21 protein-coding genes are annotated in these 23,081 nt (G+C 64.9%); 11 read left to right on the forward strand and 10 right to left on the reverse strand.

What is annotated here, in order from left to right:
* Positions 1-58 precede the first annotated feature (58 nt).
* Complete coding sequence (gene dapA / locus ACI48I_RS04785) at positions 59-952, forward strand: 4-hydroxy-tetrahydrodipicolinate synthase (RefSeq protein ID WP_193684813.1); 894 nt, start codon at positions 59-61, stop codon at positions 950-952.
* Between the two features lie 43 nt (positions 953-995).
* Positions 996-2,180: an NlpB/DapX family lipoprotein gene (bamC, locus tag ACI48I_RS04790; protein WP_498573489.1), complete on the forward strand. Its 1,185-nt coding sequence runs from the start codon at positions 996-998 to the stop codon at positions 2,178-2,180.
* 319 nt (positions 2,181-2,499) lie between these two features.
* On the opposite strand, the gene ACI48I_RS04795 is transcribed toward bamC, so the two are convergent.
* From ACI48I_RS04795 to ACI48I_RS04805, 3 genes are all read right to left on the reverse strand, one after another.
* Positions 2,500-2,802: a hypothetical protein gene (locus ACI48I_RS04795; protein WP_193684815.1), complete on the reverse strand. Its 303-nt coding sequence runs from the start codon at positions 2,800-2,802 to the stop codon at positions 2,500-2,502.
* A gap of 266 nt (positions 2,803-3,068) precedes the next feature.
* On the reverse strand, positions 3,069-3,548 hold the full coding sequence (locus ACI48I_RS04800) for a DUF7931 domain-containing protein (protein ID WP_498573490.1): 480 nt from the start codon (positions 3,546-3,548) through the stop codon (positions 3,069-3,071).
* 3 nt (positions 3,549-3,551) lie between these two features.
* Positions 3,552-4,673 carry a ribosomal protein uL16 3-hydroxylase gene (locus tag ACI48I_RS04805; RefSeq protein WP_498573491.1) on the reverse strand — a complete coding sequence of 374 codons (1,122 nt, stop codon included), beginning with the start codon at positions 4,671-4,673 and terminating at the stop codon, positions 3,552-3,554.
* Positions 4,674-4,765: 92 nt separating this feature from the next.
* On the opposite strand from ACI48I_RS04805, the gene ACI48I_RS04810 reads away from it, so the two are divergent.
* A complete protein-coding gene (locus ACI48I_RS04810) occupies positions 4,766-5,305 on the forward strand; it encodes an FKBP-type peptidyl-prolyl cis-trans isomerase (RefSeq protein ID WP_193684818.1) in 540 nt (179 codons plus the stop codon).
* A gap of 102 nt (positions 5,306-5,407) precedes the next feature.
* On the opposite strand, the gene ACI48I_RS04815 is transcribed toward ACI48I_RS04810, so the two are convergent.
* The 3 genes from ACI48I_RS04815 to ACI48I_RS04825 form a co-directional block, all read right to left on the reverse strand.
* The gene (locus ACI48I_RS04815) at positions 5,408-6,361 is read right to left on the reverse strand and encodes a hypothetical protein (RefSeq protein WP_498573492.1); all 954 of its coding nucleotides are present in this window, start codon (positions 6,359-6,361) and stop codon (positions 5,408-5,410) included.
* Positions 6,361-9,018: a DNA mismatch repair protein MutS gene (mutS, locus tag ACI48I_RS04820; RefSeq protein ID WP_498573493.1), complete on the reverse strand. Its 2,658-nt coding sequence runs from the start codon at positions 9,016-9,018 to the stop codon at positions 6,361-6,363. Before mutS ends, ACI48I_RS04815 begins: the two co-directional genes overlap by 1 nt.
* 151 nt (positions 9,019-9,169) lie before the next feature.
* Positions 9,170-9,622, reverse strand: a complete 453-nt coding sequence (locus ACI48I_RS04825; RefSeq protein WP_227496383.1) for a response regulator — start codon at positions 9,620-9,622, stop codon at positions 9,170-9,172.
* Positions 9,623-10,004: 382 nt separating this feature from the next.
* Here ACI48I_RS04825 and ACI48I_RS04830 point away from each other — a divergent pair, with 382 nt between their 5' ends.
* On the forward strand, positions 10,005-10,385 hold the full coding sequence (locus ACI48I_RS04830) for a hypothetical protein (RefSeq protein WP_498573494.1): 381 nt from the start codon (positions 10,005-10,007) through the stop codon (positions 10,383-10,385).
* Between the two features lie 212 nt (positions 10,386-10,597).
* On the opposite strand, the gene ACI48I_RS04835 is transcribed toward ACI48I_RS04830, so the two are convergent.
* Entirely contained in the window at positions 10,598-10,732 is a 135-nt protein-coding gene (locus ACI48I_RS04835) for a hypothetical protein (RefSeq protein ID WP_498573495.1), read from the reverse strand.
* Between the two features lie 234 nt (positions 10,733-10,966).
* On the opposite strand from ACI48I_RS04835, the gene ACI48I_RS04840 reads away from it, so the two are divergent.
* A complete protein-coding gene (locus ACI48I_RS04840; RefSeq protein WP_193684823.1) occupies positions 10,967-11,599 on the forward strand; it encodes a PEP-CTERM sorting domain-containing protein in 633 nt (210 codons plus the stop codon).
* A gap of 13 nt (positions 11,600-11,612) precedes the next feature.
* On the opposite strand, the gene ACI48I_RS04845 is transcribed toward ACI48I_RS04840, so the two are convergent.
* The 3 genes from ACI48I_RS04845 to ACI48I_RS04855 form a co-directional block, all read right to left on the reverse strand.
* Positions 11,613-12,236: a LysE family translocator gene (locus ACI48I_RS04845; RefSeq protein WP_498573496.1), complete on the reverse strand. Its 624-nt coding sequence runs from the start codon at positions 12,234-12,236 to the stop codon at positions 11,613-11,615.
* Between the two features lie 137 nt (positions 12,237-12,373).
* Positions 12,374-14,959 (reverse strand): cyanophycin synthetase, encoded by a 2,586-nt coding sequence (gene cphA / locus ACI48I_RS04850; RefSeq protein WP_498573497.1) that lies wholly within the window; start codon positions 14,957-14,959, stop codon positions 12,374-12,376.
* 89 nt (positions 14,960-15,048) lie between these two features.
* On the reverse strand, positions 15,049-17,220 hold the full coding sequence (locus ACI48I_RS04855; RefSeq protein ID WP_498573498.1) for a cyanophycin synthetase: 2,172 nt from the start codon (positions 17,218-17,220) through the stop codon (positions 15,049-15,051).
* A gap of 284 nt (positions 17,221-17,504) precedes the next feature.
* Here ACI48I_RS04855 and ACI48I_RS04860 point away from each other — a divergent pair, with 284 nt between their 5' ends.
* The 6 genes from ACI48I_RS04860 (at position 17,505) to ACI48I_RS04885 (ending at position 23,079) form a co-directional block, all read left to right on the forward strand.
* Positions 17,505-19,790 (forward strand): cyanophycin metabolism-associated ABC transporter, encoded by a 2,286-nt coding sequence (locus tag ACI48I_RS04860; RefSeq protein WP_498573499.1) that lies wholly within the window; start codon positions 17,505-17,507, stop codon positions 19,788-19,790.
* Between the two features lies 1 nt (position 19,791).
* Positions 19,792-20,259 carry a cyanophycin metabolism-associated DUF1854 family protein gene (locus tag ACI48I_RS04865; RefSeq protein WP_498573500.1) on the forward strand — a complete coding sequence of 156 codons (468 nt, stop codon included), beginning with the start codon at positions 19,792-19,794 and terminating at the stop codon, positions 20,257-20,259.
* Between the two features lie 201 nt (positions 20,260-20,460).
* Positions 20,461-20,862, forward strand: a complete 402-nt coding sequence (locus ACI48I_RS04870; RefSeq protein ID WP_193684828.1) for a GFA family protein — start codon at positions 20,461-20,463, stop codon at positions 20,860-20,862.
* A gap of 105 nt (positions 20,863-20,967) precedes the next feature.
* Complete coding sequence (locus ACI48I_RS04875; RefSeq protein ID WP_193684829.1) at positions 20,968-21,504, forward strand: pyridoxamine 5'-phosphate oxidase family protein; 537 nt, start codon at positions 20,968-20,970, stop codon at positions 21,502-21,504.
* A 21-nt stretch (positions 21,505-21,525) separates the two neighbouring features.
* On the forward strand, positions 21,526-21,912 hold the full coding sequence (locus ACI48I_RS04880) for a VOC family protein (RefSeq protein WP_193684830.1): 387 nt from the start codon (positions 21,526-21,528) through the stop codon (positions 21,910-21,912).
* Between the two features lie 99 nt (positions 21,913-22,011).
* Entirely contained in the window at positions 22,012-23,079 is a 1,068-nt protein-coding gene (locus tag ACI48I_RS04885) for an SDR family oxidoreductase (RefSeq protein ID WP_498573501.1), read from the forward strand.
* Positions 23,080-23,081 lie beyond the last annotated feature (2 nt).

The following is a 23,081-nucleotide window of genomic DNA, read 5'->3' on the forward strand; positions in this document are numbered from 1 at the left end:
ATATTGGCGGACGATCCGCTACAATCAGATTTTTATTTTTCGGCACGTTCCACTGATTATGATTAAGGGCAGCATTGTAGCAATCGTCACGCCGATGTTCGAAGACGGCAGCCTCGACAAGGATGGCCTGCGCAAATTGATCGACTGGCACGTGGACGAAGGCACCGACGGCATCGTGATCGTCGGCACCACAGGCGAATCCGCCACCGTCACCCCGGAAGAGCACGTCGAACTGATCAAGCTGACCGTCGACCACGTCGGCGGCCGCATCCCCGTGATCGCCGGCAGCGGCGGCAATTCGACCGCCGAAGCGATTTCGCTGACGCGCGCCGCGAAGGAAGTCGGCGCCGACGCCTCGCTGCAGGTGGTGCCGTACTACAACCGTCCGACGCAAGAGGGCATGTACCGCCACTTCAAGGCGATCGCCGAAGCGGTCGACCTGCCGGTCATCCTCTACAACGTGCCGGGCCGTACGGTTGCCGACATGAGCAACGAGACCATCGCCCGCCTCTCGACGATCGACAACATCGTCGGCGTCAAGGATGCGACCGGCAATATCGGTCGCGGCATCGAACTGCTGCGCATGGTCGACAAATCGTTCGCCGTGTACTCGGGCGACGATCCGACCGCGATGACCCTGATGTTCTGCGGCGGCGCCGGCAATATCTCGGTGACGGCCAATGTGGCGCCGCGCGCCATGCACGAACTGTGCGTCGCCGCCATGGCAGGCGACGTCAAGCGTGCCATCGAGATCAACAACGGCGTGCTCGACCTGCACGCCAAGCTGTTCGTCGAGCCGAACCCGGTGCCGGTCAAGTGGGCCCTGGCCGAGATGGGCAAGATGCCGTCCGGCCTGCGCCTGCCGCTCGCGCCTCTCTCGGACTCTTTCCACGATACCGTCCGCGCCGCCTTGCGCGCCGCCGGACTCGTTCCGCAATCCTCGCAATCCTGAGGCCCGCAAGGGTCCCGGTTCACCGATCTGACATCGTAACGATATGACTAAAAGCAACAAGAAGACTCGCCCGCTTGCGGACCTTTCCACGCCTGTACGCGTGCTGGCCGTAGGCGCGATGGCGCTCTCGATGGCGGCATGCACCACCGTGTTCGAATCCGACAAGGTGGACTACAAGTCGTCCAAGAAAGCGGCGCCGCTGGACGTGCCGCCGGACCTGACCCAGCTTCAAAAGGACAATCGTTACGCCGTGCCGGACGGCCGCGGCATCGCCACCGCATCCGGCATGCAGCAGGGCAGTGCGGGCAGCGCCGCAACCCCGGCGCAAGCCGCCATGCCGGTCGCCGGCGGCGGCACCGTCGGCCCGATCGCGACCGATGCCGTGCGCGTCGAGCGCGCCGGCAACCAGCGCTGGCTGGTGGTCAAGCAGACCCCCGAGCAGCTGTGGCCGCAGGTGGAGCAGTTCTGGCAGGATGCCGGCTTCACGCTGGCGACCGAGTCGCAGGCCACCGGCGTCATGGAAACCGACTGGAACGAGAATCGCTCGAAGATCCCGCAGGACTTCCTGCGCAACACCCTCGGCCGCGTGTTCGACCGCGCCTATTCGACCGGCGAGCGCGACAAGTTCCGCACCCGCCTCGAGCGCCTGCCGGACGGCTCGACCGAGATCTACATCAGCCACCGCGGCGCCGAAGAAGTGCTGACCGGCGCCCAGAAGGAAACGACGACCTGGACCGTGCGTCCGAACGATCCGGCCCTCGAAGCCCAGTTCCTGGCGCGCCTGGTCGCACGCCTGACCGGCGCCACCGAGCCGGCCGCGGTGAAGGCTGCCGAGACGACGGTTGCGAACGCGGCTGTCGCGCCGCAGCACGCCAGGCTGGTTGGCGACCGCGTCGAAGTCGACGAAGGCTTCGACCGCGCCTGGCGCCGCGTCGGCCTGGCGCTCGACCGCGTCGGCTTCACGGTCGAAGACCGCGACCGCGTGCAGGGCATCTACTTCGTGCGCTATGTCGATCCGGATGGTTCGAACAAGGATGGTTTCTTCAAGCGCCTGTTCACCTTCGGCGAGTCGGACAAGGCCAAGGAAGCACAGCGCTACCGCGTGAGCGTCAAGGCCGAGCCGAACGCGAGCGTCTCCACCGTGACGGTGCAGGACAATACCGGCAAGGCGGATACGTCGGCGACGGGGACGAAGATCCTGACGCTGCTGAATAACGAGCTGAAGTAATCGTTTTCAGCTTCAGAAAAGCCGGCCCATGTGGCCGGCTTTTTTACGCCAGTGCAGCCGGGAGGTGGCCGGGGACGGTATTGGGTGTGTACCGTAGGGTGGGCTCCCGAGCCCACGCGTGGTAGCGTCGCGCAACGCACAATTCGCAGCAGCGGTAAGCACGCGTCATGGGCTGTCGCACAGGTCACGTTATGCATATGCCGGAACGCGTGGGCTCGAGAGCCCACCCTACGGTGCGCCAGCTTCGTCAGGTTTCAGCAAATTTATGGGCGAAAAAAAACCGGCCCGCAGGCCGGTTTTCAAAATCAGAGAAAGCTGATTACTTCTTGGCAGCGTCAGCAGCGACGTCAGCAGCGGTCGAAGCGGCCGAAGCGGCTTGCGAAGCAGCAGCCGAAGCGTTGGCGGCAGCAGCAGCAGCGTCAGCGGCTGGGGTGGTAGCAGCAGCGTCGGTGGTGGTGGTGGTGCCGGCGGCTGGAGCAGCTGCGTCGGTGGTGGTGGTGGTGGTGGTCGTTGCAGCAGGTGCTTCAACAGCAGCTGGGGTGGTGGTTGCAGCTTCTTCTTTCTTCGAGCAAGCAGCCAGGGCAACAGCCATCAGGGAAACGATCAGCAGGGATTTTTTCATGGTTTTTCCTTAATTAAGTGAGTACTTTTGTTGCGATGAATAATTACCGGTAATTATCGCTCGTTGGAATTCTCGTGGCTTTCATACTGGTAACAGTGCTTGATAGACAACGGAACCTTCCTAACCCGATATTATAGCCAAATTTACTGCTTCGCAATAGAAAACACATGCCAAAATGGAAGTATTTTGTGAATTAATAAGCTTCATTTTGTTACAAGATGCTACAAACTTCAAGAAAAGACTTGAGGTGTTGATTTAAGCATAATTCACAGTCCGGTGACGTTCGGTGCGAGGGTCGAACGCGATTCCTCCCATAGGGCGTCGAAGCGCTGCGCGGGCAGCTCCACGGAAACCGGCGCATCGAAGGCAGCCTCGCCGCGCATGTGGTCGCAGTGGAAGCGGCGCACCACATGCAGGCCGTCGGCCAGTGCGAACGAATCGCTCAGGTGGCGCAGCGAGCGCGGGCTTTGGCGGCATTCGACCTGATGGCCGTAATCGCGCAGCACGCGCAGGAAACGCGGGCAGGAACGTTCGACATGCGCCGGGTCGTGCAAGGCCAGGCGCAGCATGCCGCCGGCCTGGAGAAAAGCGCGCAGCCTTGTCTCCACATCCGGCGCACCCAGCGGATAGACCGCGAAATCGGGATCGAACAGGTCGAGCCGGCCCTGCGCCCGCTCCAGCAGGGCGCGCCACTGCGCCTCGAGCTCGCGGCGCGTGTCGAAGCGGGCAATCAGCGGCGCGTCCATCGTTTATCCGAGTTCGACCCAGCCGTCGCCGTACCAGGTATAGAGCGCCTCGAGTACGTCGTCCGACGCCTGCGCCAGCTGCTCGCCCGTCAGGCGCCGTTCGTTGGCCAGCACGTCGAGGACAATCTTGTCCGCACGGCTCACGGCGAACGACTCGCCGTTGATGAAGACGTGCTTGCCGCGGTAGAGCATCAGCGATTTCGCCGACAGTTTCAGGCCGCGTTTTGCCGCCGTCTCCATGAAGCGGCCGACGGTAAGCGGCTTCGCGGGTGGGGTGAAGAACACGTTGTGCTTCGGCTCGGACATGTATTCGCCGAAGAAGACCGTCACGTCTTCCTCGTCCCAGCGCACCTTGTTCAGTTCCTCGGTCACCGAGGCCAGCATCTCGCGCGGGATCTCGGCCGGGTTCTTCGCCGGCTGCAGCTCCGGGTCGGCATAGCGGCCGGGCAGGTCGATCGAGTCGGCCATGAACTGCAGGAAGGCTTCGCCCAGTTCCTGGAAGGAGGGCGAGCGGAAGCCGATCGAATAGGTCATGCATTCGCCTTCGGCGATGCCGTCGTGGGCGTAGTGCGGGGGCAGGTACAGCATGTCGCCCGGTTCCAGCACAAATTCTTCTTCCGGGGTAAAGTTCGACAGGATCTTCAGCGGCATGCCCTCGACCAGCGACAGGTCCTGCTGGGCACTGATCTTCCAGCGCCGCTTGCCCTGGGCCTGCAGCAGGAATACGTCGTAGGAATCGAAGTGCGGACCGACGCCGCCGCCGTCCGTCGCGTAGCTGACCATCAGGTCGTCCAGGCGCGCATCGGGCAGGAAGCGGAATTCGCGCAGGAGGGCGTCGGCACGTTCGTCGAGCAGGTTCACGCCCTGCACCAGCATGGTCCATTCGCGCTGGGTGCGTGGCGGCAGTTCGGTGAGCGGGCCGTGCTGCATGTCCCACTGGCCGTCGACCATGGTGACCAGGCGCGACTCGACGTGGTTTCTGGCGGCGGCCTCGACGAGCTTGTCGAATTTGAGCAGGGGCTTGAAGCCGGGGATGGCGTTGCGGATCAGGAGGGGCTTCTTGTGCCAGTAATCGCGCAGGAACTGGGCGGGTGTAATGTTCCCTAATAGCTGTAGTTTTTTCATGTATTCATTATAACCAGCCCAGGACGGAGCAACAGCACGGGCGGCAGCGGAGGGAGGGTATAATCCGCTCCTTACAACGAAAGGATAGTGCGATGAAGATTGCCAAGAATACGGTCGTGACGGTCAACTACAAACTGTCGGATGCACAGAACAACCTGATCGAAGAAGGCGCGCAGCCGATGGTCTACCTGCACGGCGGTTACGAGAACACCCTGCCGAAGATCGAAGAAGAACTCGACGGCAAGGAAGCCGGCTACAACGCGACCCTGCAGGTCGAACCGGAAGACGCGTTCGGCGACTACGATGCCGAGCTGGTCAAGGTCGAAGAGCGTTCGCGCCTGCCGGAGCCGCTGGAAGTGGGCATGCAGTTCGAAGGCATGGCCGATGGCGGCGACGACGAGCCGATGATCTTCACCGTCACCGAAATCGCCGACGACAAGGTCGTCCTCGACGGTAACCACCCGCTGGCCGGCATGGCCCTGCGCTTCGAGCTGTCGGTCATCGACGTGCGCGCCGCGACCGAAGAAGAAATCGCCCACGGCCACGTGCACGGCGCCCACGGCCATCACCACGGTGAAGACGAAGGCGACAGCGAAGAGGGCGACCACTTCCGTAGCCAGCCGCTGCATTAATCGTTAGGACGTCCGCGTGGGCACGGAGTGCCCACCCTACAACGGCGGTGTACCGTAGGGTGGGCACTCCGTGCCCACGCGGAATGCATCGCAATGTTGGCCTTATTCCCCCGCATCCTGCAGGGTGAACAAGGTCTTCTCTCCCGGCGTCACCTTCACTTCGACCGCCTCCGTACCGACCGACACGTGCCCGACATTGTCGCGCCACTCGATCGCCGGCTTGCCTTTCTTCGGCAGCGCCGCGCTGTCCACCAGCAGCACCTTGCCGTCGAATTTCTGCGCCAGTGCCTGCACCTGTTTGCGCGCGGCCGCGAAGCCGTCCTGCCCCACCGGCGCGCGCCGCAGCAGCGAACGCAGCCCGGTCGGCTCGGCCAGCGGTTTTAAATCGCCCTCGGTAAACAGGACGATCGCATCGACCTTGTCGCCGCGCGCCAGCGTGAACAGGCGGTTGAGCCAGAATCGGGTCGCGACCAGCCGGTCTTCATATTCGCTGTTGCGGCCGGCCGCAGCCAGGTAGTGGTTGTTGTTGGCCGGGAGATTGATGGTGGCGTACAGGACCGAGTCCACGGTCCAGTGGGCGTTCTCGGCATAGCTGCGAAAGCGCGGGCTGCTCGACAGGCGGGCGAGCGGCAGCTTTTTCGCGCCCAGCGAGGCCGGCTCGCCGTGGAATAGCTCGCGTATCCGGTTCAAGCGCTCGATCGCATTCGTGCGTCCGGCCGAGTTGCGGCAATCGGTCCAGTCGCTGCCAGCCGGCAGCACGATGACCGGACGTTTTGCCTTGTCGACCAGGTCGCGCCGCTCCTGGTACAGCTTGTCGCCGCAAGGTTCGCTGGCGGCCTTGATGCCGGTGACGACGACGAAGGCGAGCGATTTCTCGCTCGTCTGCGCCAGCGCTTTCTTCAGGCGCTCCTCGCCCGGCTTGTCGAAGCTGTGGCCGATGACGCCGAAGCGGTGCGCCTCGCGCGCCTCGTGTCCGCCGTCGCGCGCCGCGTGCACGGGCGCGACCAGGACCGACAGGAGCGCGGCAGCGAGGAGAACGGGACCAGGGCGCGGCATCAGGCAGCCAGGCGCTTCAACTCGTACAGCCGCTCGAGCGCTTCGCGTGGCGTGAGGGCGTCCGGATCGAGTTCCTCGAGCGCGGCCAGCAGCGCCGGCGGCACGGCCGGTGCGTCCGCGACCGGCGCCGCCTCCTCAGGGTCGTCGCAGGGCAGCGCGAACAGGTCGAGCTGAGGCGTCGTGTCGAGCGCCTGCGATTCGAGGCGCGCCAGGTGCTTGCGTGCGGCCTTGATCACGGCCGGCGGCACGCCCGCCAGCTGGGCGACCTGCAAGCCGTAGCTTTGCGAGGCCGGCCCGTCCTGCACCGCGTGCAGGAACACGATCGTGTCCTTGTGCTCGACCGCCGACAGGTGCACGTTGGCCGCGCTCGGGTGGCTTTCGGGCAGCTGGGTCAGTTCGAAATAATGGGTCGCGAACAGGGTGAAGCTGCGGCTGTTGTCGATCAGGTGGCGCGCGATCGCCCAGGCCAGCGCCAGGCCGTCGAAGGTCGACGTGCCGCGCCCGACTTCGTCCATCAGCACCAGCGAGTGCTCGGTGGCGCCGTTCAGGATCGCGGCCGATTCGGTCATCTCGACCATGAAGGTCGAGCGTCCGCCGGCCAGGTCGTCGTTGGCGCCGATGCGGGTGAAGATGCGGTCGATCGGGCCGATCGTCGCGCTCGTCGCCGGCACATAGCTGCCGACATAGGCCAGCAGCACGATCAGGGCGGTCTGGCGCATGAAGGTCGATTTACCGCCCATGTTCGGGCCCGTGATCAGCAGCAGGCGCCGTTCGTTCGAGAGCTTGCAGTCGTTGGCGATGAAGCGCTCGATCTGGCGCTCGACGACCGGGTGGCGGCCCTCGACGATGCTCAGGCAGGGCGCATCGACCAGGGTTGGTGCGCACCAGTTGTGGCGCAGCGCGTGGCTGGTGAGCGCGACCAGCGTGTCGATCTGGGCCAGGCCCTGCGCGACCCGCTGCAGGTCGCCGATGTGCGGCGCCAGGCAGGTGAGCAGTTCTTCGTAGAGCGCCTTTTCGCGCACCAGGGCCTTGTCCTGGGCCGACAGCGCCTTGTCCTCGAAGGCCTTCAGTTCCGGCGTGATGTAGCGCTCGCAGTTCTTCAGGGTCTGGCGGCGGCGGTAATCGTCCGGCACTTTATCGGCCTGGCCGTTGGTGACCTCGATATAGAAACCGTGCACCTTGTTGTACTCGACGCGCAGGTTGGCGATCCCCGTGCGGGCGCGCTCGCGGGTTTCGAGGTCGACCAGGAACTGGCCGGCGTTCTGCGACAGCGCGCGCAGTTCGTCGAGTTCCGAATCGAAGCCGGTGGCGAAGACGCCGCCGTCGCGCACCATCGCGGCCGGCTCCTCGGCCACCGCGCGCGTGAGCAGGTCGAGGCAGGGAATCGGGGTGTCGATGGCGTCGTGCAGGGCGCGCAGCAGGCAGGAGTCGCCCGGGATGAAGCAGCGCGCAATCTGCTGGCGTAGTGCCGGCAGTTGTTTCAAGCCGTCGCGCAGGCTGGCCAGGTCGCGCGGACGCACTGACAGCAGGGCGATGCGGGTCGTGATGCGCTCGATGTCGGGCACTTCGTTGAGCGTGGCGGACAGTGTGGCGGCCGCATCGGCCTCGGCCAGCGCCGCGATCGCTTCATGGCGCGCGCGGGCCACCGACTGGTCGCGCCGTGCATGGTGCAGCCAGTGGCGCAGCAGGCGCGAACCCATCGCGGTGCGGCAGCCGTCCAGCAGCGAGAACAGCGTCGGCGCTTCCTGGCCGCGGATGGTTTCCGTCAGCTCCAGGTTGCGGCGCGTGGCGGCGTCCAGCCCGATGAATTCGTTTTCGCTCTCGACGGCCAGGCTCTTCACGTGCTGCAGCCCGCGGCCCTGGGTCGACTGGGCATAGCGCAGCAGCGCGCCGGCCGCGCCAAATGCCGCGCCCAGGCCATCGGCACCGAAGCCGGTGAGGGTGGCCACGCCCAGTTGCTCGACCAGTGCCTTGTGGCCCTTGACCACGTCGAAATGCCATTCCGGGACGCGCTGGGTGTGCGCGAAAGGGTTCTCTTCAAACATGTCGCCGTCGTCGGCGCGCAGGATCTCGGCCGGTGCGATGCGTTCCAGTTCCTGCGCCAGCCGCGCTGCAACCGTGCGTTCATCGCCCGAAAACTCCATCAGGCGCAGCGCGCCGCTCGCCAGGGACAGCCAGGCCAGGCCGACGGTGGTCGACTTGCGTGCGCTCAGCGTGCAGAGCGCCAGCAGCGAGCGCTCGGCCTTTTCCGGCAGCAGGTCGGAATCCGTCAGCGTGCCGGGCGTGACGACGCGCACCACCTTGCGCTCGACCGGGCCCTTGCTGGTGGCCGGGTCGCCGATCTGCTCGCAGATCGCGCAGGATTCGCCGAGTTTGACGAGCTTGGCGAGATAGCCGTCGAGCGAGTGGAAGGGCACGCCGCACATCTTGATCGGATTGCCGCCGGACGAGCCGCGTGCGGTCAGCGTGATGCCGAGGATGCGCGCGGCCTTCTCGGCGTCTTCATGGAACAGCTCGTAGAAGTCGCCCATGCGGTAGAAGACCAGCATGGTCGGGTAATCGGCCTTGATGCCCAGGTACTGGGCCATCATCGGGGTTACTTTTTCCGAGGTTGCGCGGGCCGCGGCGGCGTTGATTTCAGTGGGAACGGTGGTCATTTCTCAGGTATTCGGTAAGGCAGGGCTGTTGCCGAGCCAGGACCGACATTTTACAACCATCGGCTGGGCACGAGGATGCGGGTGTGGCAATGCGCTGCCGATGCCGGCGCCGGCTGCCTGCATGCGAGGAGAGGCCGCAGGTTCGAATCGTTCAGCTGCGCAGCAGCTTCATGATCGTATCGATCCGATAGGGCTTGGTCGTGAACAGATAGCGGCGCTCCCGGTCTTCCAGCATCGAGGGCACGGTATAGCCGGAGGTGAGGATGATTTTCAGGCGCGGGTAGAACTCGGAGAGGGCATCGGCCAGTTGCAGTCCGTTCATGCCGGGCATCATGACATCGGAAAAGACGGCATCGATGTCGCCGTCGCGCGCCAGGATTTGCAGCGCTTCCATGGCCGAGTTGGCGACCACGACGTCGAGCCCGCGGCTGCGGAGCAATGCCTCGGCCAGGTCGGCCAGGTCGGCTTCATCGTCGACTACCAGCACCTTGCGGACCAGGCCGCCCGGGTGCGGGAACTCCTCCTGCGCGGGCTCGCTCCGGCCTCCCGCACCGGGCGGGACATACTTCGAAGACAGCCAGCGGAGATTCGACGTGCCGTACACAATCACTCCTCAGAAAAATCGTGCGCTACGAGCGTGTGAAAAAATCGCCATGGCGGCGTTGCATCGTCTTGCCGTACAAGCGTACTGTCTTCGACGATGCGCCTTGCCCTGACGATTTTTTTAAATCGCTCTACCCATGGCAGAAAGTATGCAGGAATTCGAAAAGGCGGCGCGAACGATTGCATACCGTTCACGATCGACATCCTGCACTCCATAAGTTGCTATCAATAAAATAACGATTATAAAGCAGTTCCTCGAGCCACCAATACTAAATGTATGCTGCGTGCATTGGCATTTTCCACGGCCGTGCCCTGCGGCACGTTACGAAAATAAAGCGCGTGCTCACCCTTGAATTCGGTGAAACAGGCATAACCCCTTAAGTATGCCAAGCCCTCGCAAAACGATTCTCGTCATTCACCCCTCGGCCCCCGATCCGGCAGCCATCCGCCGTCTGCTCGGCACCATGGGGCATATCGCCATTACCGCCGAAGGGCCGCGCGCCGCCCTGAAAGCGCTCGGTACCATGCGCTTCGACGTCATCTTCACCAGCATCGGCGGCGTGCAGTCGGACAGTGGGCAAAGCTTCCTGCAGGACTTGCGCGCGGTGGCGCCGGGCAGCGCCGTGGTCGGCATCCACGGGCAGGGCCTGGACGCGGCCAACGAGGCCTGGATGGGCGAATGCGACGCGACCATCCAGGCGCCGCTGTCGTCCTCGCGGGTGCAATGGGCGCTCGATTTCGAATTGCGCTATTTCGGCAACTGAAATAGCGTAGCGGCACCGCCGAAACCGTCGGCTGGTGGTTGGCAAAGGCCATTGTGCCGACTGAGGGGACAGGGAAACGGTTGACTACGTGTACGTCGTCCGCTGATTCCACGGCGCCGGCCGGTTGGCCCCGGCCGGCGGCGGCGTCCCTCGCGTACAAAGCGGAGGTGAGATGCTATCGTTCGAGCTGCGCAACATTTTCGCTGCACATATCACCGAAACGATTCCATCTCGGACCTGCCCGCGTTCTCCTCGCCTGCATCCTGCGGCGCGGCCGGCGTGGTGCCTGCCGCCGTCTCGACGACGCGCCCGCTGCGCGTGCCGGTGGCCGACGACAAGGTTGACACCGGCGAGAACCTGCGCGCTGCTGCGCCTGGCGGACCCAGCTCGAGCACGAAACGCGCTGAGATTCGGGACAGGACGGCATGCGTCCGGCATGCTTTATCTACGGCGGATGTCGGCTGGATTTACAGTGAGGAGCCGCAGCGGCCAGCCGTTTTCGGTAAGCGCCTGATATCGCGCCAGTTTTAGTGGCTGGAATGAAACTTGCTTTTGTGTACGCACCACCATAAGGAGAATTCATGCGCCACATGCACCGTCTTGCCGGTTTCGTTTTCAGCCTCCTCCTGTCCGCCGGCGCCAGCGCGGCGGTCCTGAACACCACCAACACCACCTACGGCGTCTTCGACGGTTCGGAAGGGACACGCGCACTGCGGGTCGACGCGCGCGGCACGGTCAGGGACGTGAACATCACGGTCGAATTTTCGAAATGCGACGATCCGCCGATCGGCCCGAACGGCACCCGCTGCCTGGGCTCCGGCGATCCGTTCGAGGAAGAATTCATGCTGAGGCTGATCGGGCCGAACGGCACCGCTGTCGACCTGGTCCAGGCGTATTCGACCTACGACGGCAGCGGACGCGGTGCAGGACGCGTCATCGTGACCTTCGACGATGAAGCATTGCAAGCCGCAGGCCCACGCATCGCGGGTGGCAGCTTCCGTCCGGCGCAGGCCCTGTCGGCCTTCGACGGCATGAACACCTTCGGCAGCTGGACCCTGTATTTGCAGGATTTCGCTCCCGGCGATCCGCTCGAATTTTTCTCCGCGCGGCTGGGCATCACCTACGATCCCGCACCCGTACCGGAGCCGGCCACGCTGGCAATGCTGGGCCTCGGCCTAGGCTTGATCGGAATGCGGTCGGCGCGCAAGCGTTGAATCGGGGTCGCAGTCAGCGCGACAGGATCAGCTTCGCGCCCAGGGCGATGAACACGGTCCCTGCAAGCCGGTCGAGCCATTTGCCGGCGCCCGGCTTGCATTCCAGCCAGGCGCCGACGGCGCCGGCGAAATAACCCAGCAGCCCGAACAGGATCGCCGCCTGCACCGTAAAGGTCACGCCGAGCGCCAGCATCTGGCCCGGCACATTGCCATGCGCCGCGATCACGAACTGCGGCAGCAGCGACAGGAAGAACAGCACCACCTTCGGGTTGATGGCGTTCGCGAATAAACCCTTCATGAACAGGCTGCGCAGCGACTGCGGCGCGCTCGTCTTGCTGGCGGCCTGGCCACCCTGGCTGCGCAAGGCACCGATTCCCAGCCACACCAGGTACAGGCCGCCGCCGATGCGCAGCGCCGTAAATGCCGTGGGCGAGGCCGCGATGATGGCGCTGACGCCGATCACGGCGAGAAAAGTGTGGCTCAGGCAGCCGAGCGCGCAGCCCAGGCCGAAGACCATGCCCTGTTTTCTTCCCTTCGACATGCCCAGGCCGAGAACCATCAGGTTGTCGGGGCCGGGGGAGGCGGTGAGGAGGAGGGCGGCGAGCAGGAAGCCGAAGAATTGTTCGGGTGCGAGCATGGCTGATTGATTGTTAAGTAAACGTAGGGTGGGCGGTCTCCCGCCCACGCGTTCGGCAGCAGGATGATGGACCCGTTCGGATGACATCGCCGCCGGTTGAACGCGTGGGCGGCAAAGCCGCCCACCCTGGGTACGAATTATTTTGCTTCGGCGACCCGCTTGCCGATATGCGCCAGTGCCGCATCGACCTGGTCGATCAGGATCAGGCACAAATCACCCTCGGACACGCGTTCCAGCGCGCGGTCGATCGCAACGAACTCGCCGTTGATCTCTTCCACGTGCCCGGTGCGCGTGGCGCCGTTCAGCCCCTCGCGCAGCAGGCGTACGACTTCGCCGTCTGCGCGGCCGCGCTGGCACTGGTCCTGGTACAGCAGCACCTCATCGAATGCGCTGCCCAGGATTTGCGTCTGCTGGGTGATGTCCTGGTCGCGGCGGTCGCCGGCGCCGCTGATCACGACCGAACGGCGCCTGGCCGGCATGTTCTCGACCGCCGACACCAGGGCCGCGATCGCGTCCGGGTTGTGGCCGTAGTCGGCGATCAGGGTCGCGCCTTTGTAGTCGAAGACGTTGAAACGGCCCGGCGCATTGTCGCTCTCGCCGACAAAGGTCTTCAGGCCGAGGCGGATCTTGTCCCAGTCCAGGTTCACGGCCCATGCCGCCGCCACCGAGGCCATCACGTTCTCGACCTGGAAGCCGATGACGCCGCCGCGGGTGATCGGCACTTCGGCCAGCGCGATGCGGGTCTCGTTCCTGCCCTGGGCGCAGACGAGGAAGCCGTTGTCGACATAGACGACGCGCTTGCCCTGGGCACGGTGCATCGCCATCAGCGGGTGGCTGCCGTCCTGGGCGAAGAAGGTGACGTCGCCTTTCGTGTGCTCGGCCATCTCGGCCACCACCGGATCGGCCGCGTTCAGCACCGCCATGCCGCCTGGCTTCACGTTCTGGACGATCACGCGCTTCAGCACGGCCAGGTCTTCCAGCGTGGTGATGTAGTTCAGGCCGAGGTGGTCGCCGGCGCCGATGTTGGTCACCACCGCCACTTCGCAGCGATCAAAGGCCAGGCCCTCGCGCAGCAGGCCGCCGCGCGCGGTCTCGAACACGGCCGCGTCGACGTCCGGATGCAGCAGCACGTTGCGCGCGCTGCGCGGACCGCTGCAGTCGCCGCTGTCGATGCGGCGGCCTTCGATGTAGACGCCGTCGGTATTGGTCATGCCGGTACGCAGTCCGGAGGCAGTGAGCAGGTGCGCGATCAGGCGCACCGTGGTCGTCTTGCCGTTGGTGCCGGTGACGGCGACCACCGGGATGCGGCCGTCGTCGCCATCCTTGAAGATGGTGTCGATGATCGCTTCGCCGACGTCGCGGCCCTTGCCGAACGAGGGCGACAGGTGCATGCGCAGGCCCGGCGCGGCATTGACTTCGACGATGCCGCCGTGCTGTTCCTCGATCGGTTTCAGGACCGAATCGCAGACCAGGTCGACGCCGCAGATGTCGAGGCCCACCATGTGCGCTGCCGCGATGGCGCGCGCCGCGACTTCCGGATGGACGTCGTCGGTGACGTCGGTGGCGGTGCCGCCGGTCGAGAGGTTCGCGTTATTGCGCAGGACGACGCGCTGGCCTTTTTTCGGCACGGACTCGGCGTCCATGCCCTGTTTCGCCAGGCTGCCCAGGGCGATGTCGTCGAAGCGGATCTTGGTCAGCGAAGTCGAGTGGCCGTTGCCGCGGCGCGGGTCGAGGTTGACCTGGTCGACCAGCTGGCGCACCGTGTGCACGCCGTCGCCGACCACGATCGGCGGCTCGCGGCGCGCGGCGGCGACCAGCTTGTCGCCGATGACGAGCAGGCGGTAGTCGTGGCCCGGCAGGTAGCGCTCGACCATGACGTCGTCGCGGAACTCCGCGGCCGCATGGAAGCCGGCGGTGATCTGTTCCTTGGTCGTGATGTTGACCGTCACGCCCTTGCCCTGGTTGCCGTCCTTCGGCTTGACCACGACCGGCAGGCCGATCTCCTGGGCCGCGGCCCAGGCGTCATCGGGATCGACCACCACGCGGCCCAGCGGCACCGGCACGCCGGCGGCGTCGAGCAGCTTCTTGGTCAGTTCCTTGTCCTGGGCGATGGTCTCGGCGATCGCGCCGGTGGCGTCGATCTCGGCGGCCTGGATGCGGCGCTGCTTGCTGCCCCAGCCGAACATCACGAGGCTGCCCTCGGTCAGGCGGCGGAAGGGGATGTTGCGATTGATCGCGGCCTGCACGATCGAACCGGTCGAGGGACCGAGGCGCACGTCTTCGTCGAGGTCGCGCAGCTGGGTGAGGGCCGCTTCGAGGTCGAAGGGCTGGTCTTCACGGGCCGCGGCGATCAGCTGCTCGGCCAGCACCATCGCCAGGCGGCCGACGTCTTCCTCGGTGTATTCGACCACGACCTGGTAGATGCCCGTCTCGACGGTGGCGGTGGTGCGGCTGAAGGTCACGGGGCAGCCGGCTTCGGCCTGCAGGGTGAGGGCGACGATTTCCAGTACTTCGGCCATCGGCACCGGGTCAAGCACGTCTTCTTCGTGGCCGAAGGGCTGCAGCTGGCCGAGCTGGGGAAAGCGCGAACGCAGGCGCGTCTCGAAGCCGGGCAGGCTGGCGATCGATTCTTCCTCCGGGGTGCAGGCGACGATCGCCTCGACCGAGGTGTGGTGGCTCCAGAGGTTAGGGCCGCGCAAGGCCCGTACGCGAGATACTTCCATAAACCTTCATTCCTTTAAGTTGGGACTGGCCCGCCTGCTTGATGGAAGCGCGGCGGACTCCCTGGCTCCGGCGAACCGGATACTGCTGCTCAATAAGTCGTTTTTTTCGTGGCGTCGAACGCGCGCAAGCCGCCGCAGATCAGGTCGTGCGGCAGGCCCAGCGCCCAGGCGGCGGCGGTCGCCGCCAGCACGCTGGCCGGATGCTTGACGGTCGCCGGCTGGATCTTGCCGAGGTCGAGCAGCTTGGTCTCGACCCCGCCCTCGACCAGCACGATGTGGTTGTCGCGCGCAAAGACGATGCGCTCGCCGCTCGCGCGGTGCTGGACCATCACCGGATTGTGCTCGTCCATCGCATAGAAGATCACGCGCCCGTCCGACAGTTCGGCCAGTTTCACCACTTCGGGGTCGGCGGCGTTCAGCACGGCCGCGCCATCGGAGAGGATCACGTCGACCTGGCTGCGCACCACGTTGGCCAGCGCTTCCCCGTCGGCGATATGGTATTCGGCGACCGAGTCCAGCTTGCCCATGTCGGTGACGACGCCCACCGTGCAGCGGTCGTAGGGCAGGCCCTCGGCCAGGATGCTGCGCGCGTTCGATTCGAACACGGCCGCTTCGATATTCCGGTTGATGAGCAGGCGCTCGCCAAGCGCGAAGCCGGTGCAATCGCCTTTCTGGACCTGGCGGCCGTCGAGATACAGGCCTTCGCCGTTGGCCACGCCCGCATGCTTGCCGCCGGCATGCAGCAGGCAGCCGAGCAGGCGCGTGATCAGGCTGGTGCCGAGGGTGCCGGTGACGCCGACCAGCGGGATGCGGCCGCTCTCGCCGTCCGCGAACAGGTGCGCGACGATGGCCTTGCCGACGTTGCGCGGCGTGCCCGAGGCCGGCTTGATGTGGGCCAGCAGGCCCGGGCTGGAATTGACTTCGATGATGGCGCCGCGCTGCGCGTCGAGCGGGCGCGAGATGTCTTCGCAGACCAGGTCGATGCCGGCGATGTCGAGGCCGACGACGCGTGCCGCCAGCGCCGCCATGTGCGCCACTTCCGGGTGGATCAGGTCGGTGACATCGTCGGAGACGTTGCCGTTCGGCTGGATCAGGACTTTCTGGCCGGCCTGCGGGATCGAGTCGGGGCTCAAGCCCTGGCGCTTCAAGTCGAGCAGGATTTCGCCGTCCTGCGGATTGACGAGGCCGAGCGGATGTTCTTCGCTGTTGCCGCGGCGCGGGTCGGTGTTGATCTGGCTCGCCACGAGCGCGCTGACGGTGGATTTGCCGTCGCCGGTCACCCACAGCGACTCGCCGCGCGCCACGGCCACGACCTGGCGGCCGACGACCAGCAGGCGGTGCTCGTTGCCGGGAATAAAACGCTCGACCAGCACGGCCGAGCTGTCGCCCGCTTCGGAGGCGATCGCGTAGGCCGTGCGCACTTCCGATTCGCTCATCAGGTTCAGCGTCACGCCGCGGCCATGGTTGCCGTCGACGGGTTTCACGACCACCGGCAGGCCGATGTCCTGGGCTTCGTCCCAGGCGGCGTCGGCGCTTCTCACCAGGGCGCCTTCCGGCACCGGCACGCCGCACGAGGCGAGCAGGGTTTTGGTCAGGTCCTTGTCGCTGGCGATGCTCTCTCCGATGGCGCTGGTGCGGTCGGTTTCGGCGGTCCAGATGCGGCGCTGGGCGGCGCCATGGCCGAGCTGCACGAGGTTGCCTTCGGTCAGGCGGATCGAGGGAATGCGGCGGTCGGTGGCGGCATCGACGATGTTCGCGGTCGACGGGCCCAGGCAGTAGCGGTCGACCAGTTCGGTCAGCGCGGCAACGGTGCCGGCCATGTCGAAGGATTCATCGTTGACGGCGGCCATCAGCAGGCGGTGCCCGGCTTCGAGGGCGGCGCGGCCGACGACGACGTCGCGCGTGCGGAAAGCCATTTTGTACACGCCGGTGTCGCCGGTCGAGCGGGTCTTGCCGAAGCCGGTCTTCATGCCGGCCATGTTCTGCAGCTCGAGCACGATGTGTTCGAGGATGTGGCCGGCCCAGGTGCCGGTTTCCAGGCGTTCCAGGAAGCCGCCGCGCTCGCCGACGCCGCAACGGTGCTCGATCAGGCCAGGCAACCAGCCGGTGAGTCGCTCGTTAAATCCGGGCAGTTTATTCGAAGGGAAGTCTTCCAGCTCGCCAATGTCGAGCCAGACCTCGATCACCGGACGATAAGTCCAGATGTTCGGGCCGCGCAGGTGAGTTACACGGAGAAACTTGATGTCTTTCTTCTTTGTCATGTAATGATGTCTTGCCCACGGTGTCCGCTTGTCACCATGATGGCGTTGCCTATGTTTGCCTGCCTGTGCGCTACCGCACCCAAACGCGGTCATGCAGCGCACATGTGATGTATACTTGCCGGACCGAAGCTTACAGTGCCCTACCGATTTATGCCAAATAGGCGGTTCCGGTCTGGCCACTTCGCCCAGCATTGGAATTTTTTCCTTTGCTCCATGTAAACCGCCGAGCCGGTCACCGCGTTACCCCTCTATCCAGAACATGCCTGTCACGGGCGGCACCACTAATGACAACTCAACAACTCGTTTCTCCGACATCGCTGGCGGCCGCCGCCGGCTTCCTGCCTGACGGTTGGGACAATGACGTTCGGAAACAGCTTGCACCAGGGGAAAACGTTTTAACTGGCGTGGAGGTTGACCTCGACACGAAATTACGTTTCACGAAGGGTATCCTCGTGGTCACCACCCGCCGCCTGCTGTCGCGCGCGCCGGGTGAAACCGTCTGGCGCGACTGGGGCTTCCGCCCGGGACTGGCCCTGCGCCACCATGACCACGCCGGCGTCGGCCACCTGGAACTGGTCGACCAGCAGGGCCGCCTGGCCGCCTGGCGGTTTACGCTGGGCCAGAATCTGCACGCGATCCGCGTCGCCGACGCCTTCGCCGAGCAGGTGACCAGTGTCGAGACCGGCAAACCGGTGCTGGCGCCCGAGCAGCACACCTGCCCGAGCTGCAAGGCGCCGCTCGAGCCGGACCAGGAAGAGTGCCCGATCTGCGCCAAGGTCGTGCACACGCCGCCCTCGACCTGGACCCTGTTCCGCCTGTGGCGCTTCGCCGTGCCCTACCGCAGCCAGCTGCTGCTCGGTTTCCTGCTGATGCTGGCGAGCACCGCCGCGCACATGATCCCGCCTTACCTGACCATGCCGCTGATGGACAATGTCCTGATTCCGTATCAGAACGGCCAGAAGATCGACGAAAGTCTTGTGTACATGTACATGGGCGGCTTGCTGGCCTCGGCCGTACTGGCCTGGGCCCTGGGCTGGGGCAAGACCTATGTGCTGGCGCTGGTGTCCGAACGGATGGGCGCCGACCTGCGCTCGACCACCTACGAACACCTGCTGAAACTGTCGCTGGAATTCTTCGGCGGCAAGCGCACCGGTGACCTGATGTCGCGTATCGGCAGCGGCTCGGACCGCATCTGCGTCTTCCTGTCGCTGCACCTGCTCGACTTCCTGTCCGACGTGCTCATGATCATCATGACCGGCGTGATCCTGTTCTCGATTAACCCGTGGCTGGCCTTCATCACCCTGGTGCCGCTGCCTTTCATCGCCTGGATGATCCACGTCGTGCGCGACAAGCTGCGCACCGGCTTCGAGAAGATCGACCGCGTCTGGGGCGAAGTCACCAACGTTCTGGCCGATACGATTCCCGGCATCCGCGTGGTCAAGGCTTTTGCCCAGGAAAAGAGGGAGGCCGTGCGCTTCCGCGAAGCGAACAAGCACAACCTGGCCGTCAACGACAAATTGAACAAGGTCTGGTCGCTGTTCTCGCCGACGGTCTCCTTCCTGACCGAACTGGGCCTGCTCGTGATCTGGTGCTTCGGCATCTGGCAGGTGTCGCGCGGCGACATCACGGTCGGCACCTTGTCGGCCTTCATCGCCTACAGCGGCCGCTTTTATGTGCGCCTCGATTCGATGAGCCGCATCGTCTCGGTCACGCAAAAGTCGGCCTCGGCCGCCAAGCGCATCTTCGACATCCTCGACCACGTCTCGAGCGTGCCGGACCCGGTCAATCCAGTCAAAGTGCCGACAGTAGCCGGCAATATCGAACTGCGCGAAGTCGGTTTCCGCTACGGTAACCGCGCCGTGAACCGCGGCATTTCCCTGAACATCAAGGCCGGCGAGATGGTTGGCCTGGTGGGCCACAGCGGCTCGGGTAAAAGCACGCTGGTCAACCTGATCTGCCGCTTCTACGACGTGGCCGAAGGCGCGATTTTGCTCGACGGCGTCGACATCCGTACCTTCGCGGTCGCCGACTACCGCCGCAACATTGGCCTCGTGTTGCAAGAGCCTTTCCTGTTCTTCGGCACGATCGCCGAGAACATCGCCTACGGCAAGCCCGACGCGACGCGCGAAGAAATCATCGCCGCCGCCCGCGCCGCGCACGCCCACGAATTCATCCTGCGCCTGCCGCAGGGCTACGATTCGATGGTCGGCGAGCGCGGCCAGGGCCTGTCGGGCGGCGAGCGCCAGCGTATTTCGATTGCGCGCGCGCTGCTGATCGACCCGCCGATCCTGATCATGGACGAAGCGACTTCGTCGGTGGACTCGGAAACCGAAAAGGAAATCCAGAAGGCGCTCGACAACCTGGTGCAGGGCCGTACCACGATTGCGATCGCGCACCGCCTGTCGACGCTGCACCGCGCCGACCGCCTGGTGGTGCTCGACCGCGGCGTGGTGGTGGAAGAGGGCAGCCACGACGAGCTGATGGCGCGCGAAGGCGCCTACCACCGCCTCTACGAAGCGCAGGCGCGCAACGTGGACCAGGATATGGACGATACGGACAAGGACGACTGATATGAGCACTCCCTTCACCCTGCGCCGCGACAGCTTCGGTAAACTCGTGTTCACCGGCGAGGACGGCGTCGACATCCAGGGCGTGATTCCCGTGCGCGCCTTTCCGATCCAGGCGCCGACGCGCGGCATCTCGCTGGTGCGCGACGGCGGCAAGGAAGTCGCCTGGATCGACGATCTCGCTACTGCGCCCGAGCAGGTGCGCGAGCTCGTCACCGAAGAGCTGGAAGGCCGCGAATTCATTCCCGAGATCCAGCACATCGCCAGTGTGTCGAGTTTTGCCACGCCCTGCACCTGGACCGTCAAAACCGACCGCGGCGAAACCTCGTTCGTATTGAAAGTCGATGAAGACATCCGCCGCGTGGGCGAGGCCTCGCTGCTGATTGCGGATAACCACGGGATTAATTTCCTGGTGCGGGATATGTTTAAAATCGATAAGCACAGCCGGAAGATCCTGGACCGGTTCCTGTAACCTTGATTTTGTAGGGTGGGCTCCGCCCACGCGGTACCACGGTTGCGTGTCGAAACATCGTTATCGGCCGCTCAAGCGCTGTACCGCGTGGGCACAAGTGCCCACCCTACAAAGGCCGGACAATTCCTGGTTCGCGCTGCGCTTGAAGCCCCATCCGGCCTGGCTTATGCTGGTGACAATCCATCGTCCTCGGAGGCCAACATGCTGCTGGGTGGCTGCTATTGCGGCGCAATCCGCTACGTCGTCGACGGCGACGTCTTCCATGCCACGCTCTGCCATTGCGTCGACTGCCGCCGCATTGCCGGCGCGCCCGCCGTGGCCTGGTTCAGCACGCGCGTGGAACACATGCGCTTTTCGCAGGGCAATCCGGCCACCGTCCGCTCGAGCGAACACGTGCTGCGCGGCTTTTGCGCCATTTGCAGCACCACGCTGACCTACCAGGACGACCGCACCCCCGACGAGATCGACATCGCCACGGCCAGCCTCGACGACCCGGAAGCCGTACCGCCGCGCGACCATACCTTTGCCGCGCAACGGCTGAGCTGGATGCGCATCGACGACGGCTTGCCGGCCTATCCCGGCACTCGCAAGGAGGGCGCCTGAACCGGCTTTGACCCGGTCTCGACAGGACGAGCGTGAAACCGTTCACAGACGGGTGATCGCTGCATCCCTATTGTCGTTCTATCGCCACCTACGAGGAGTACCGACATGGATTCGATCAACCGTAACCAGCCTGAAATGAACCACCGCGACCTGAGCGGCGACGAAGCCCGCAAGCGCATCCGCGAGATGGCCAAGGATGCCGAGACCTGCTTCTTCTGCACCAGCGGCGGCACGGGCCCGAACCGGGGGGCGCGCCCGATGAGCGTATTGCAAGCCGACGAGGCCGGCAACCTGTGGTTCCTGAGCGCCATCGACAGCCACACGGATGCGGAAATCGCCGCCGATCCGGAAGTGAAACTCTATTTCCAGCGCAGTAAGCATGCCGGCTTCATGGAACTCGACGGCATCGCCACCGTCTCGCAGGACCGCGCCAAAATCAAGGAATTGTGGAGCTTCGTCCTCAAGACCTGGTTCACCGAAGGCGAGGACGACCCGCGCATCACGGTCATCCAGGTCGTGCCGAAAGGCGGCTATTACTGGGACAACAAGCACGGACAGGCCGTGGCCGGCGCCAAGATGCTGGTCGGCGCGGCAATCGGCAAGACGCTCGACGATTCGATCGAGGGCAAGCTGATGCCCTGAGCTGAGGGCGAAGGAGGGGCAATGATCGAGCTCGACCATGTAATCGTCAACGCGCGCGACCGGGTGGCGTCGGCCCGGCTGCTCGCTTCCCTGCTCGACGTGCCCTGGGACGAGACGGCGCTCGGCATTTTTTCGGCCGTCTACGTCAACCCGGGACTGACGCTCGACTTCATCACGACCGACGAGGACTTTCCGGTCGAGCACTTCTGTTTTCGCGTCAGCGATGCCGAGTTCGATGCCATCCTGAAACGCCTCGAGGATGCCGGCATCGGCTGGCGCGGCGACGTGCGCGGCCGCAACGACGGCAAGGTCGGCACGGCCCACGGCGGGCGCAATATCTACTGGGACGAGCCGGACAAGCACCGCTGGGAGATCCTGACGAAGAGCTACGCCCGCCGGCCCGGCTGAACCTGCACCCCGCGCACGATTGACCGTTTTTCAACCCTCGTGCACGCCGTTTTTGACCCACAGTTAAAATGGGTTTCATCGACCATGCAGGGGAAACACATGCAAAGAACGGCTTTGGTAGTGGGCATCACGGGGATCGGCGGCAACCACGTCGCGCGCGAATTGCTGGCCAATGGGTGGAATGTCGTCGGCCTGTCGCGCCGCGCGCCGAAGGACTTGCCGGGCGTGCGCCACGTGGCGGCCGACCTGATGGATCCGGCGGGACTCAAGAGCGCGCTTGCCGACACGGCACCGACCCACGTCTTCATCACCACCTGGATGCGCCAGGACACCGAACAGGAAAACATTCGCGTCAATGCCGCGCTGGTGCGCAACCTGCTCGACGCGCTGTCGTTGAAAAAGAGCGTGCGCCACGTTGCGCTGGTGACGGGCCTGAAGCATTACCTCGGCCCCTTCGAGGCCTATGCCAGCTCGGGCACGCTGCCCGACACGCCGCTGCGCGAAAGCCAGCCGCGCCTGCCTCTGGACAATTTTTATTACGCCCAGGAAGACGAAGTCTATGCCGCCGCCGAGCGCGACCGTTTTACGTGGAGCGTGCACCGTCCGCATACCATCATCGGCCTGGCCGTCGGCAATGCGATGAACCTGGGCACGACGCTGGCCGTCTACGCCACCATCTGCAAGGAAACCGGGCGCCCGTTCCAGTTCCCCGGCTCGGAAGCGCAGTGGAAGGGTTTATCCGACGTGACCGACGCGCGCATGCTGGCCAAACAGCTGGTCTGGGCCGCGGACACCGACGCGGCGAAGAATGAAGCCTTCAATATCGTCAATGGCGACGTGTTCCGCTGGAGCTGGCTGTGGCCGAAACTGGCAAGCTGGTTCGGCGTCGAGGCGGCCGGCTACAGCGGGAAAATCCAGCCGCTGGAAGCGGCGATGGCGCAGGACGCACCGCTCTGGCGCGAGATTGCAACGCGCCACGGCCTGGTCGAACCGGACCTGGACCGCCTGGCTTCGGCCTGGCACACGGACCTCGACCTCGGCCGTCCGCTGGAGGTGATGACCGACATGGCCAACAGCCGCCGCCTCGGCTTTGCCGCTTACCAGGCCACCGACGCCTCGTTCTTCGACCTGTTCGAACGCCTGCGCGCCGAGCGCCTGATTCCCTGAGC

The sequence above is a fragment of the Massilia sp. LXY-5 genome (assembly GCF_059801075.1).